We start from the raw sequence: 12,404 nt of genomic DNA, 5'->3' as shown, positions 1-12,404 counted from the left end.
AAATTTCGAAGAGGCTGTTATGACCACCTTGTTACCCACCCGCCAGCTACCGACGGCAGAAGAGATCGCGCTTGCCCGGGAGAGCGGCCGGGTCCTGTCAGCCCATCTGCAAACCCGTGCCGAGACGCAGCAGATTGAGATCTTCGACAACAAGGGCTCATCCCATGCGGTTCGCATGCCGGTGTCGGCGCTGCGTTTGCTTGTGGATGTCCTGACCGAAATTGGCGAGGGCAACGCGGTCAGCATCATCCCGATCCATGCAGAGCTCACGACCCAGGAAGCGGCGGATGTACTCAATGTCTCGCGCCCGTTCCTTGTCCAGCTGCTGGAGCGCGGCGAGATCCCGTTTCACAGGGTTGGCACACATCGACGCGTCCGCTACCAGGACGTGGTCGACTATAAAGAGCGCATCGACGCCGAGCGCAGCAAGGCGCTCGATGTTCTGACTGAGCAGGCCCAGGAGCTTGACATGGGGTATGAATGAGCTCCCACTTCACCGTCGTCTACGATGCATGCGTGCTCTACCCTGCACCCCTGCGCGATTTTCTGATGCGCTTGGCGCTGACGGATCTGTTCCGGGCGCGCTGGTCTGACATGATTCATGACGAGTGGACAAGAAACGTCCTCGCGCAGCGGCCAGACCTGAAGCCGGAGAACCTGAAGCGCACCCGCACGCTGATGAATGCCCATGTGCGGGACTGCCTCGTGACCGATTTCGACCATCTGATCGCGTCCGTAGAACTGCCGGATGAGGACGATCGCCACGTCGTAGCAGCCGCCATTCACAGTGGTGCGAGCCTGATCGTGACGTTCAATTTGAAGGACTTCCCGCTTGAGGAACTCAGGCGCTATCACCTAGCTGCACAGCATCCTGACGACTTTATCGTCGACCTGCTCGACCTGCACCCGGGTCGAGTGTGCGAGGCAGCCGCCAAGCACCGCCGATCGCTCAAGAACCCGCCGAAGACAGCAGATGAATACCTCGATACGCTGCGTACGCAGGGTCTTACGCAGACCGTTGGTCTGTTGTGGGAGTGGAAGGTGGCGATCTGACGCCTGGCTGGCCAAGCATTGAGCAGTCCCTTTGGTTTCTCGGTCAAAATGCTCCAAGGCTGGGCCTTCTCTTCCAGGCATCGACCGGCGAGGTCTAGGGCAACCCGAGCATTCACCCGCAGACCGAGGACGATTGGGCAACGTCAACCCCATCGGCCCGCGCTCCTGCGACGACGAGGACAAGCGCTCCTGCGACGACGAGGGCAAGCGCTCCTGCGACGACAAGGGCAAGCGCTGCGCCGAGACGCTGTGCTTCGACGATCGGCGCCAGCACGGCCTGCGCATCACGGTGGCGCGGATCTTTAACACCGACGGACCGCGCATGCATCCCAACGACGGGCGAGTGGTGTCGAACTTCATCGTCCAGGCCCTGCGCAACGAGCCGATCACGCTCTATGGCGACGGCACCCAGACGCGCTGGTTCTGCGACGTGGATGATCTGATCGAGGGCTTCGTGCGGCTGATGAACAGCCCGGATGCGCTGGCCGGACCGGTGAATCTCCGCAATCCGGGCGAGCTCACCATGATCGAGCTGGCCGAGGCGGTAAAGGAGCTGACCGGCTTGCGCTCCGAACTGGTGCGCAGTCGCGCTTGTCACGGATCGAGGCCGGTTTGGATGATCCGCGGCTGTCAACGGTAAGAAAGCTGGCTGCTGCGTTGGCAGTGGATGTGAATACGGTTGACGATGCGATTACGGCAAGGCGCGAGACACAGTCATGACAAGAACTCAGCTTGAGGTGATTTTCTGCGACGATGTTCGTCAGGAGATTGGCAACAAGCAGAGCTTTATCGGCGTCTATTCAGGTGATCTCCTGATCGAGCACGTGCCGGTGGTGCTGCCTAGGCTCTGTGTGGTGGCGACCTTGACGCTTCCGCCGGGCGATGACTGCGATTCAGTGCAGTTTCGGGTCATGCAGGGCGATCAGTGTCTGTTGCGGACGGATGACTTGCCTGGAGCGTCTGGAGCGTTTTCTGCGGAGCAAGATCGGCGCATCGCCGTTGTGGCTGTGATGTCTCCATTCCAAGTTGATGATGAGATCAGCTTGCACGTGGTTGCTGAGCTCGATGAAACCGAGTTAGAGAGCCGACACTTGCGAATCAGGCGGACCAGCGACGACTTAGAAACTGTCCAGTAACTTTTCCCGATTTGAGCAGCACTTTGGAGCGATCATCGGGAAGTAGAAATTGGACGTCTACTTAGTGTGTTAGCTAACCACACAAGGCCTCCCCAAGCCATGGAGCAGCACCAAGACGCGTCTCAGCGTGCAATCATCAGCCGCGCCGAACGCGCACTGCTCAGTGGCTTGATGATCGAGCCCGACGCCGTCCCGCGCGTTGTGGACCTGGTGTCCCCGGCCGACTTTGGCGACGACGACCACGGCAAGGCGTTCGCCGCGATCCTGGCGCTGAGCGATGACGGCATTGGGATCGAGACCCGACCACCGCCGCGCCGCGTGCTGATCTGCGCGAGATTGTCGCCGCCCTTGAGCTGACCGAGGTTCAGCGCCCCCCGGCTGTAAGCCCGATTCCGAGAGCAGCCTCATGATCCTGGCCAGGGCCAAACTGAGCTATGCACCGCCCAATCTGCCGGAACTCTGGATCAAGCGCACCGGCTACGCCTTCGAGAGCTTTGTCGAGCTGAAGCGCTCGCCGGAGGGAGGAGGTGCTCGATCAGCCCGGCGCGTTTGGCGTGGTAGGACAGACTATCAGTCGAAGAGCACCAGGATGCCGAAGCGGCTCCTTCTTAGGTGTACCTGCGCGATCATGATCGATGCCCTCGGCTGCCGAGTTGCCGGCTAACTTTGCCGACGAAGCGCGTTTTTTGCTCGCCGTTAAGCTCTTTGAGCAAGGCCGCATCTCATCGGGAAAAGCCGGCCGACTGTGCGGTATGGGGCGCGTCGAGTTTTTGCTGGCGGCGAGCCGATCAGGTGTACCGGTGGTCGATTTACAGGGCGATGACCTGACCAACGAGTTCGCCTGATGCCTGCCGAGCGTGCTGTGATCAATGCTGGCCCGCTGGTCGCGCTGTCGCTAGCAGGTCGATTAGACCTGTTGCCGGCCTTGTTTAGCGAATTCTGGATTCCGCAGCGGGTCTTTGATGAAGTGACCGTCGCCGGGATGCGGCGGCCAGGTGCGGAAACCCTGGCCGGCGCCCGCTGGGCCGCCCATGTCCGGTCATCGGCCGAAGCGGCCCCGTTGCTGGTTGCTGAGCTCGATCCTGGCGAGGCGGCCGTGATCACGCTGGCTCGCAGCCTAGCACCCTGCCTGGCGATCATCGACGAAAAACGTGGGCGCAAGATCGCGCACTCAATCTATGGGCTACCGGTCAAAGGAACGGCCGGGCTCTTGGTCGAAGCCCATCGGCGCGGCTTGCTCGCTGATGAGTTGCGGGACACGTTGCTTGACCTGAAAGGTGCTGGCTATTTCCTCTCCGATACGGTGATAGATGCCGCCTGCGCCGCTGCCCATAGCCATTGATACAGCATGGTCTCCTGCGTCATTGACCCTCTTTTGTTGAGTCATCAGTTGCTTGCTGCTGCGGGTGAGGGTCGACCGGATTATCTGCCGCGCCTTTGCCGCACCATTGCGCCCACTCAGCCATCATCTTTAGCCGCTTGGTGAATAGATCGCCACGCGCATAGGCGGCCTCCGCCTTGTTCTCGATGACGTGGGCAAGCGCCATCTCGCAGACTTCTCTTGGGAATGACGACACTTCGCCCGCCCAATCTCGAAACGATGACCGGAACCCATGCGGTACATAGGTTGCTGTCTGGACCTGTGTCCGAGCTGAGATAGGATCGATGCCCGCCGCAGCTTGTGAGCATGCCTGTGCGGCTTTATCGCGCGCCGGCTTGAGGCTGACCGCGGGATAGCTGCCGAGTCCCATCTCGCGTCGCCGCCCCTGCAGTTGATACCTGAGAACCCATTTCCTGCTGCTGGTTTTGGTGACGGCCATCGTAGGCCTTGGCCATCCTCATACTTGCTCAGGCCGCCGTTACCCAGGTCGAATACCTATTCGACGAGACCCAGCCCCGCAGCCTTGAGCTGCTGCAGATGCTTGGAGGTGTTGGCCACCGACAGCCCGCTGAGTCGCACCAGTTCCTCGACACTGCGCTCGCCCTGAGCCAGGTAGTCGAGCTACTCCAACCGTGCCGAATGACCCAAGGCGCGGGCGATCACGGCAAGCTGCTCGAACAGCTGTTGCATCCGGATGCAGCCAATCGGTGAGCGGACCGGCGGCGATGCCGGCGGCGAGCAGGAAGACGATGGCCGGGATACGCACCCGCCAGGCGAGCCAGTGCGCCGCCAAGGACAGCACGCCGATGCCGACGAGTAGATTGGCTGCTTGATGCGACATCGAAGGGATCCTCGCGTTCGACGCTCAGGCGCTGCTTGCGCGATCACCGGGAGCGTCGGTCCCGCTCTTGACGCTCGGGGTACTCTTCATTGCGGCGATTCAGCAGACCGCGCCATGCGGCAACGCTCCGGCGCGTCGATGGAGGTCGCGTTAGGGAACATGCTCAACCAAGGGATGCGAAGGCCATAGCCATTGAGGTCGACGGCCTCTTGGGGGCAGTTTTCACTCACTCTGCGGGCAATCGATTGCAGCCGAGCAGCATCGAACTTGAAATAAGGCGGCATGAAGCCGGCGTCCTCGTTCCTGAAGATCAAGGTGTCCGACGTGCCGGCCTTGACCGTTTCGATGCGGTATTGGACATCGCGGCCATCGCCGGTCGCGCCGGTAATCTGTACCTCCCAGGATTTCGGCCCCCAGAAAAGATACACGAAGCCGAGAACCAGTACGACGAGGATCAAAAGGCCGAGTTTCAGGTTTTGTTTCATGAGGGCAATACCTGCTGAGTTGGAGGCGTTGGAGAAGCGAGTCGCAAGAGCCGTTGGCGTTGATCGGCCGGCGAGGCCCGCAATGAGCGGGGCGAGCGCTCCCTGGCTGTGTAGCCGGGTTATCACTACTCGAGTGCGTTCGGGTCGGATGACGAACCGCTGGACTCCCAGGCCACGGCAGCGGTGCAGCGGGCCTGGCGCCGGTTCAGGTACTCTAATCGTCGCGCGCGAGTGCGACAACTAATTCTCGCCTCTCCTCTCTCCGTTCAAGATTGTGCTCGCGGCTCGCGCTGGTCTTGGATGAGGTTCAAATGCCGCGCCCCTGGGGCTTATGAACCAAGCCAGCAGGCGGCGCCCGGGCTACTGCGCCCAACTGCAGCTGTCTCTGGGTTGGCCCGATTTCTGCGCGTCCTTGGATGAAGCAATGTAGTCGCGGCGCGGTCGTCTTTGTGCTCGCCGCACCAGCCCCAGATGAATGGAGGACTCCATGCTCAGAAGCCTCGCCGAGCCCGAAGGCTACCGGCTTGAAGCACTCGATGGCGACATTGGCCATTGCCACGATTTCCTGTTCGATGACGAGCTCTGGACATTGCGCTACATGGTGGCCGATACCGGCGGTTGGCTGTCTGGGCGCAAGGTGTTGATCTCGCCCGCCCAACTCGAAGCGCCGGATTGGGAGCGCCAGCGCATGCCGGTCACGTTGACCAAGACCCAGATCGAGCAAAGCCCACCCTTGGACGTCGATGCGCCGGTCTCGCGGCGTTACGAGCAGCTCTACAACGAATTCCACTCGCTACCAAGCTACTGGCTTGGCAGCGGCCTTTGGGGGGACTTTCCGATACCGACGAGCCTGACGACCATGCAGGAAGCGCGCATTGAGCCGGCGACCGCGACGAGCGGCGCGACCATTGAGGATGCCGATCTGGAAGAGGGCGATGATGTCCATCTGCGCTCTGTGCGCGAGGTGACGGGCTATCGCGTCGTCGCCCCGAGCACCGTGGATAGCGGCATCGACAAGGTCGGTCGTGTCGTCGACCTCATCGTTAACGACAGCAGCTGGGCGCTGCGTGCGTTCATCATCGACACCTCCCGGCTGCCGTTCTCAAAGAAAGTCTTACTGCCGGTGGACGCGATCGCTGAGATCGACTGGGTCTCGCGCCAGGTGGTTGCTGATGTGTCTGCCGAACGCATCGAGGAAGCGCCACCGTTCGATCCGAGTGAAGCGGTCAACGAGCGCCTCGAGACAGTGCTCTATGACGTCTACGGGCGTCCGCGTCCGGCGTTTTGAGCTGATCTTGAACTGCTCTTGAGTCGAGTGACCTGAAGCAAAGTGAACGCATCGGCATAGTCCAAACCGAAGGAGACTCGCAATGAACAAGCGCTGGATTCGACGCCTACTCGTGACGTTGATTGCAATCGCCGTCATTGTTCCAGTCGTCATGGCGACGGGCTGGATTGGTACTGAGGCCATGGTCGAGAATACCTCGGAGGCTGAGTTTTGCACCAGTTGCCATACCATGGAGCCTTTTGCCAGGGCCCATGAGCAGGATGTCCATGGTGGTAACAATCTGGGCGGTGTGGTCGCCAACTGCACCGATTGCCATCTCCCGCATGACGGCGCGGCCCAACACCTATTCGCGAAGGCGACGACCGGAGTGCGCGATGCCGTTGCGCAGGCGATCTATCCGTTTCACAAGCCGGACTGGATCGCGGGCCTCGAGGATCGCGCTGAGTACGTCTACGACTTCGGTTGTCTGAGCTGCCACGCGGCGTTGAAGGATGCGACCAGCGATGATCCCGCGGCACTGGCCGCGCATAAGGCCTACTTCGGCGGCGACGTCGGCGAGGGCTGTGTCAGCTGCCATGAAAACGTGGGTCATAAGACTCTCCGGGTCATGCTCGACGATCACTTTGACGAGGTCAGCCTCAGCAAGATGCCTGAAGGCAACGGCGAGGCTTGAGGACCACAAGGCGGGGGTCGCGGCCGGCGCTCAAGCACTCGACGAGCAACTCGATCTGACGCTTGCCGACTTGGTTGCAGCCCGCGAACGCGTCCCCTGGAGAAGGCCTCCCGCGCGCATGGACAGATCCGCACTACCGGCTAAGCCCAGCCGCGGCCTACCGTTCCACCGCACTGCACGAGCCCAGTACCATGCCCAGCTTCACTGTCCGAGAATCGCTCTACCACGCGCGCCCGGATGTGTTCGACCTCGTAGCGGACATTGAGCGCTACCCAGACTTTGTTCCCGGCTGGAAGGAGGCACGGATCCTGTGGGAGAAGGAAAACCGCCGATCCGTGGAACAGGCCGTGGGGATCTACTCCTTCGTCTGGCGCTTTCGTACGGAGGCGGTGCTGGAACGCCCGCACCAGATTCGCATTGAGGGCGGGGGCGGTCCGCTGCGCCGGCTGCACCAGGTTTGGCGTTTTGAAGAGCGCGAGCCGAACGAGACGTTGGTGGAGCTGTGGACCGAGTACGCGCTGCGGGGTGGGCCGGCGGCGGCCGCTGCGGGGCCTTTCTTCCGGCGCCGCACGGAGGAGGTCGTGTCCTCATTCCGCCGGCGCGCGGACGCCGTGCTCGGGGCGAGCGGATGACGCCTAGATGGCGCCGGCTGGCATCAGCTCTGCTGGGTGGATATCGGCAATCGTTGCAGGAAGATGGGGGCGGCCGCGCCGCCCTAGCAAGGTGGTGCCTCAGCGCCGAGTTCGCGCTCGGCAATGAGGCCGTCGGGATCATCGACCAATGAACGCGTCGGTGCGGCTGCTTACTCGCCAGTGGCGTTTGTCTGACAGGGAGTGAAAAAGCTGTCGTGGAGCGCCTCGCGGCACTTGAGCCCGGTGTCCGTCAGAACTTGTGGGTTAGCGTGCCGCGCTCGCTCTTCAGCCGCCATATCGAGCAGCTGCCGTGCTGCGCTGCACTTGGTCGTTTCCGCACAGGCGTTGTCGCGACCGCAGGTCTGGTCAATGAGCGCCTGACAGGGATGGCCGCCACTGCGCTGCGCTGATGCCGTTGCGGCTGGCTGCCCGGTTTTACTCCGGCCACCGGGAAGCCGGGATTCATCTGCCTGTGCTTCGGGTGTCGGCGGCGTCGGTGTCGCATGTCGGCGCTCAAGCATCTCAGTGGTCGGTACCACCCGGCCGTTGCGCACATGCAGTTCGGTGCCGTCGCTAAGGCGGTGGACGCCATCCCAGAGCTGGGTCTGGTAGCCGGCCCCTCGGGTCATTGGCCGGTTCGTGCGCGGGTCGACCCAGACCTCAGCGCCGCTCTGGAGGGTGCCTCGCCAGGGCTGGCCGCTCGGTGTTCGCATCGCTTCGTTAGGCTTGGCTGGATTCCATGCTTGAGCGGCGAGTTCGGGGGGCGCCAATGCGGTGATGACAAGGATCAGGAAAGCAGATGCGGTCATCGCGGTGTTCATGGCATCTCAACTCTAGGGCAGGGTAGATGTTGACCACATCGGCACGGCGGTAATACCGAGCGCCAGCATGTCAGCGGCAATCGCGCAGATAGCGCGACACGGACTCCTCCAGCGAGATCTCCCCACGCAATACCGCTGCTTGCCAGCGCTCGCGCCAGCCGCCGATCAGCAGCCGAGCGCGCTGCCATTCGAGGTAGACCAAGCGAGCGAGGGGGCCGCCCTCGTCGAGGAAGCCAGATGCCTCGAAATCGCGAGCAGCGCGCTCGCGATCGTAATTGAAGCGCACCAGCTCGGTATGCCAGCTGCCGCCGCGCCAGGTGAAGCGGCCGTAGCTGCCGCGCACGTCGCCGTCGAACGGCGAGCCGGCCGAACCGACGTTGACCACATCCATGCCCTGAGTATGACGCTGATGGGTCCGATGGGTATGGCCGGCAACGAAGAGCGCGACCCCTTCCGGCAGCTTGCCGACCAGGGACTCATCGGTGGTATTGGCCGTGATGCCGTCACGGTTGCCGGCCATGGAGCCGTGGGTCACATGCAGCCAGGCATCGGCTTGTGGTGGGTGCAGGCAGAGATGGTCCGGCCAGCCGCGCAGTCGGTCAGCTTGATCGGCGACCTGCTGCCATGCCCAGTCGGTGAAGCGGCGGATCTCCCGCTCGCCCTCGTTAGCGGGTGGCCCAGCGCTACAGCTGAGCACCCAGACCTCGTGATTGCCGTTGACCGGTAGCCAGCCCTGCTCGCGCCGCATCTGATCGAACAGGGTCAGACAGCCGCTGCTGTCAGGGCCGCGGTTCACGAGGTCGCCGGCCATCACCACCATATCTGGCCGCCAAGCCTCGATCTGCTCGATGGCCGCTTCGAGTGCCGGCAGCACGGCCTGCACATCCGAGAAAACCGCAACCTTCATCTTGATTGCTCCAACGCTTTAAGGTGCCCCTTCGGGGCCATAATGGGTGCATACGTTATCCGAAGCAGCCGTTTGGCCAAATGGAGCCGCGGCACGAACTGGCGTGGATGGAGCCGCCAGGTGCCCCGGCGCCGTTCGATGGTGAGCGTCGGCCATTTAGGGCTGCATCCTCTTCCGGTGCTGCATCTGGGCGCTCTCGAACTCTTCCTTGTCGATCTGGCCGTCGCCGTTCTGATCGACTTCCTCAAAGGAGGGTGCGTTGGCAAGGTTGCGCATCTGATGGCCCTGCTGCGAACGCTCCTTGATGCGCTCTGCCCGGCCTTGGGCGAATTCATCCTCCCTAAGCAGACCATCGCCATCGGTATCAAAGGACGAGAAGGCCGGCATCTGTCCACCCATTCGGCCCATTCCCGGTCTCATGCCGGCCCCGGGCCCCCTGCCGCCGGTTCCAGGCCCCATGCCGGGACGCTGCCCGGTAGCGCTTGGGCCGGCTGCCGGGGGCGCGGTGTCTTGGGCAAGCACCGGTAGACTCAGGGCCGTGGTCAATGTGAGGGTCAGTGCGGTTGCTGTGGCGTATCTCATGGCTGCCTCGCTCGTTGAGTTTGGACTGACCGGCTGTGGTTGCAGCCCTGACATGTTCAGTGTGCACCATTGCCGGACGTCTTGTGTGCTGCAAATTTGAAACCAATGTTGTGATGCGGCACGCAATGCGTGCGCCCTCGCAGTCTTGGTACAGCCTGCGCTTTCCCGGCGCCGATGTGCGAGAGGATGGGTATACCGGTCAATCGGCCTTCAGCTGATCACCGGCCTCGCTGCGCTCGAAGCGCTGCTCGAGTTTGGGGAGTTGTTGGTGGCTGGTAATCAGAATGACTTCGTCACGCGGCTTGATCGCCTTGACCTCGTGCGGCAGAAAGAAATGCTCGTTGCGGTAGAGGCAGACGACCCGAGTGCGCTCTGGCAGGTCGAGGTCATCGATCGGCCCCCTCTCGGTCTCTTCGGCGCTGAGGCTGAAGATCGCCGCCTCACCTCGGATCACCGACGACAGCTCTAGCGACTTACCACCCGAGAGCATCTGCTTTAGGTGCGCGGCGACCGCCCGGTTGGGCATGATGCTGTCTTCAAGCCCAAGCTCCGCGGCGATACGCTGGAATTGCGGGTCATTCACCCGCGGAACCACGCGTGCGAACCCGAGCGAGCGGCCGATCAGTCCCGCCAGGATATTGGTCTGGTCGCTCTCCATCAGGCAGAAGAGCACATCGGTGTTCTCGGGCTCGGCATCGCGCAGCACATCCGGCAGCGTGCCGTCTCCATGGACGAATCCGGCATCGATCCGCTCGGACAGCGCGTCGATGCGGTTGCGGTCGCGCTCGATGATGATGACCTCGCGACCGTCCTCGAGCAGCAGCTCGGCCGTGGACAAGGTCAGCGAATTGCTACCGATAAATGCGGCTCTCATAGCGTTGTCGCTCTCGTTAAGGGTTGCGTTTGCGCGCGAACCAGGTTGGCGGGTACAGCACTACGAGCAGCGCCAAGACCTCCACGCGTCCAAACAGCATATCGGCGCAGAGCACCAGTTTCAGCGCCGGGTGGAGTTCGGGACTGGTCAGCCCCGCCGAGAGCCCGGCATTCGCGGTGGCCGAGACCACCTCGAACAGGCTCGCCAGTGGTGGTTGTCCGAGCGCCAGGAAGGCGAGCCATGAGGTCAGCAGCACCATCGCCCAGAGCGCCAGCAACTGCAGTGTGGCGGTCACCATCGACGGCTCGATGCGCGCACCGCCGACCTGCGCCTGCAACACGGCGCGCTCGGCAATCGCGGTACGGCGCAATGCCAGCTGTACGAGGCGGATGATGATCAGGAGCCGAATGAGCTTGATTCCGCCGGCGGTCGATCCGGTACAGCCGCCGATGCTCATCGACCCCATCAGCACCACCTGCGAGGTCGCGGGCAGGTCCGCGACAGCGACCGTACTGAAACCGGTATCGGTCTGCGCCGAGACGCCGAGCGTGAAGCCTTGGGCCAGTGCCTGCGGCCAGGGCAAGCCGCTCGCCAGCGCTGCGATGGCACTGAGCAGCAGCATGGTGATCAGGATCGCGCCGAGCAGCGCGATCAACTCCGGCTCATGCGTGAGTGCGCGCAGGCCGCGGTGGGGCAGTCTTGCATACAGCGGGAGACTCACCGCGGCGGCGATGCAGAGCAGTGAGAGTGTCGCGATCGTGGCACCGGGTAATCCGGCGAGACTCTGATCGGACGGTGCAAAGCCACCAGTTGCGACAGCGGGAAGCGCGTACAGCAAGGCATCCATTGGCGCAAGGCCGGTCATCCAGACGGCGCCAATCGCGATCACCGTCAGCGCGAGATAAACCATCGAGACGCGACGGGCATGGCCACGGGCACCGGCGTCGGTGAGCTGTTCGCCGGTGGTCTCCAGCAGCCGGCGTGCGCTAGCGTGATGACGCATGATGAGCGCGACCGTGAGTACGGCAATTCCGAGCCCGCCATACCATTGCATCCAGGCGCGCAGGAACAGCACGGCTGGGTCGGCCTTGTCGAGGCCGCGCAGCATCGTCAGCCCGGTGGTGGTGATGCCGGACGTCGCTTCGAACAAGGCGTCAACCCCGCCAAGGCCAGCAGCGGTCAGGGGCCAAACCATGACCAGGGCCGCGAGTAGGAACGCCAGCCCAGTGACCGCGAGCGCCTCGTTCCATTGGATATCGTGCTCGTCCGCGCGCAAGGGTCGCAGACGCGAGACCGGCCAACCGACCAGGAGCAAAGCGACGGCGGTTACCGCAAGCCGCAAACCTAGCGCGTTGCTCGCCTGGCTCCAGGCCGCGAGCGCCGGAGGGGCGGAGAGCGCCGCGAGGACGATGAGCAGACGTCCCAAGGTGCCCAGTACGACAGGCAGGCGGGCGGCCCGCATCAAGGTGTTCGCGGCACGTTCGGTCATGGCGATAATGTGTCTAAGGCCTGCGCACAGTGCGCTAGTGCACGGTACACGAGTGTGGCAGGATACCCAGCATTTGCGACCGAATGGTTGTTTTCAACTGGACTGTGGTTGATATCAGCCGGTTGTGTGGGCGTGGTGGACGGCCGCTCGTTGTCAGCTAGGCGTTGTCGCGCGACGCGCAAGTGCGGCATGGAAGTTGCTTACGCATAGCCCGGATGCTGTGGTCTGCCGGCTCTTCGATC

Annotated in this window: 19 protein-coding genes and 1 pseudogene; 13 read left to right on the top strand and 7 right to left on the bottom strand. The window is 62.9% G+C overall.

Annotated features, from left to right (window positions below):
- Positions 1-19: 19 nt before the first annotated feature.
- The 8 genes and pseudogenes from CCR82_RS11480 to CCR82_RS11450 all read left to right on the top strand — a co-directional run bounded on the left by CCR82_RS11480 (position 20) and on the right by CCR82_RS11450 (position 3,531).
- On the top strand, positions 20-484 hold the full coding sequence (locus CCR82_RS11480) for a helix-turn-helix domain-containing protein (RefSeq protein WP_201245917.1): 465 nt from the start codon (positions 20-22) through the stop codon (positions 482-484).
- Positions 481-1,053, top strand: coding sequence for a VapC50 family PIN domain-containing toxin (locus tag CCR82_RS11475; protein WP_201245916.1), 573 nt, complete (start codon positions 481-483; stop codon positions 1,051-1,053). Before CCR82_RS11480 ends, CCR82_RS11475 begins: the two co-directional genes overlap by 4 nt.
- Positions 1,054-1,121: 68 nt before the next feature.
- Positions 1,122-1,633 (top strand): annotated as a pseudogene (locus CCR82_RS11470) (NAD-dependent epimerase/dehydratase family protein); the annotation flags it as partial.
- Positions 1,634-1,644: 11 nt separating this feature from the next.
- Complete coding sequence (locus CCR82_RS19390) at positions 1,645-1,773, top strand: hypothetical protein (protein WP_420827325.1); 129 nt, start codon at positions 1,645-1,647, stop codon at positions 1,771-1,773.
- Complete coding sequence (locus tag CCR82_RS11465) at positions 1,770-2,189, top strand: DUF6941 family protein (RefSeq protein WP_201245915.1); 420 nt, start codon at positions 1,770-1,772, stop codon at positions 2,187-2,189. Before CCR82_RS19390 ends, CCR82_RS11465 begins: the two co-directional genes overlap by 4 nt.
- A 99-nt stretch (positions 2,190-2,288) precedes the next feature.
- Positions 2,289-2,546, top strand: coding sequence for a DnaB-like helicase N-terminal domain-containing protein (locus CCR82_RS11460; RefSeq protein ID WP_276570564.1), 258 nt, complete (start codon positions 2,289-2,291; stop codon positions 2,544-2,546).
- Positions 2,547-2,824: 278 nt separating this feature from the next.
- Positions 2,825-3,034 carry a UPF0175 family protein gene (locus tag CCR82_RS11455; protein WP_201245913.1) on the top strand — a complete coding sequence of 70 codons (210 nt, stop codon included), beginning with the start codon at positions 2,825-2,827 and terminating at the stop codon, positions 3,032-3,034.
- Positions 3,034-3,531 (top strand): PIN domain-containing protein, encoded by a 498-nt coding sequence (locus CCR82_RS11450; protein ID WP_201245912.1) that lies wholly within the window; start codon positions 3,034-3,036, stop codon positions 3,529-3,531. Before CCR82_RS11455 ends, CCR82_RS11450 begins: the two co-directional genes overlap by 1 nt.
- Before the next feature lie 19 nt (positions 3,532-3,550).
- Here CCR82_RS11450 and CCR82_RS19385 read toward each other — a convergent pair whose 3' ends face one another.
- A complete protein-coding gene (locus CCR82_RS19385) occupies positions 3,551-4,009 on the bottom strand; it encodes an Arm DNA-binding domain-containing protein (protein ID WP_201245911.1) in 459 nt (152 codons plus the stop codon).
- Positions 4,010-4,017: 8 nt separating this feature from the next.
- Here CCR82_RS19385 and CCR82_RS19485 point away from each other — a divergent pair, with 8 nt between their 5' ends.
- Both CCR82_RS19485 and CCR82_RS18935 read left to right on the top strand, forming a co-directional pair.
- On the top strand, positions 4,018-4,281 hold the full coding sequence (locus tag CCR82_RS19485; protein ID WP_476702792.1) for a hypothetical protein: 264 nt from the start codon (positions 4,018-4,020) through the stop codon (positions 4,279-4,281).
- The gene (locus CCR82_RS18935; protein WP_276570563.1) at positions 4,265-4,390 is read left to right on the top strand and encodes a hypothetical protein; all 126 of its coding nucleotides are present in this window, start codon (positions 4,265-4,267) and stop codon (positions 4,388-4,390) included. The genes CCR82_RS19485 and CCR82_RS18935 overlap by 17 nt, the downstream gene beginning before the upstream one ends.
- 107 nt (positions 4,391-4,497) lie before the next feature.
- Here CCR82_RS18935 and CCR82_RS11435 read toward each other — a convergent pair whose 3' ends face one another.
- Positions 4,498-4,896 carry a DUF1523 family protein gene (locus CCR82_RS11435; RefSeq protein ID WP_201245910.1) on the bottom strand — a complete coding sequence of 133 codons (399 nt, stop codon included), beginning with the start codon at positions 4,894-4,896 and terminating at the stop codon, positions 4,498-4,500.
- Between the two features lie 487 nt (positions 4,897-5,383).
- Between CCR82_RS11435 and CCR82_RS11430 the strand changes: the two genes are divergently transcribed.
- The 3 genes from CCR82_RS11430 (at position 5,384) to CCR82_RS11420 (ending at position 7,489) form a co-directional block, all read left to right on the top strand.
- Positions 5,384-6,184 (top strand): PRC-barrel domain-containing protein, encoded by an 801-nt coding sequence (locus CCR82_RS11430; protein ID WP_201245909.1) that lies wholly within the window; start codon positions 5,384-5,386, stop codon positions 6,182-6,184.
- Positions 6,185-6,266: 82 nt separating this feature from the next.
- Positions 6,267-6,857, top strand: a complete 591-nt coding sequence (locus CCR82_RS11425; protein ID WP_201245908.1) for a cytochrome c3 family protein — start codon at positions 6,267-6,269, stop codon at positions 6,855-6,857.
- A 191-nt stretch (positions 6,858-7,048) separates the two neighbouring features.
- Positions 7,049-7,489 carry an SRPBCC family protein gene (locus CCR82_RS11420; RefSeq protein WP_201245907.1) on the top strand — a complete coding sequence of 147 codons (441 nt, stop codon included), beginning with the start codon at positions 7,049-7,051 and terminating at the stop codon, positions 7,487-7,489.
- Between the two features lie 170 nt (positions 7,490-7,659).
- Here the strand turns inward: CCR82_RS11420 and CCR82_RS11415 are convergent, their stop codons facing one another.
- The 5 genes from CCR82_RS11415 to CCR82_RS11395 form a co-directional block, all read right to left on the bottom strand.
- Positions 7,660-8,298, bottom strand: a complete 639-nt coding sequence (locus CCR82_RS11415) for a hypothetical protein (protein WP_201245906.1) — start codon at positions 8,296-8,298, stop codon at positions 7,660-7,662.
- An 82-nt stretch (positions 8,299-8,380) separates the two neighbouring features.
- Positions 8,381-9,217 (bottom strand): metallophosphoesterase family protein, encoded by an 837-nt coding sequence (locus tag CCR82_RS11410; protein WP_201245905.1) that lies wholly within the window; start codon positions 9,215-9,217, stop codon positions 8,381-8,383.
- Between the two features lie 156 nt (positions 9,218-9,373).
- Positions 9,374-9,799 carry an EF-hand domain-containing protein gene (locus CCR82_RS11405; protein WP_201245904.1) on the bottom strand — a complete coding sequence of 142 codons (426 nt, stop codon included), beginning with the start codon at positions 9,797-9,799 and terminating at the stop codon, positions 9,374-9,376.
- 199 nt (positions 9,800-9,998) lie between these two features.
- Positions 9,999-10,673 (bottom strand): potassium channel family protein, encoded by a 675-nt coding sequence (locus CCR82_RS11400; protein WP_201245903.1) that lies wholly within the window; start codon positions 10,671-10,673, stop codon positions 9,999-10,001.
- Positions 10,674-10,689: 16 nt separating this feature from the next.
- Complete coding sequence (locus CCR82_RS11395; protein WP_201245902.1) at positions 10,690-12,162, bottom strand: TrkH family potassium uptake protein; 1,473 nt, start codon at positions 12,160-12,162, stop codon at positions 10,690-10,692.
- Positions 12,163-12,404 lie beyond the last annotated feature (242 nt).

This window comes from Halochromatium salexigens, assembly GCF_016653295.1.
Taxonomy (GTDB): Bacteria; Pseudomonadota; Gammaproteobacteria; order Chromatiales; family Chromatiaceae; genus Lamprobacter; species Lamprobacter salexigens.
The sequence above is the reverse complement of the archived record's forward strand: the minus strand, read 5'-3'. Positions and strand labels throughout refer to the sequence as shown.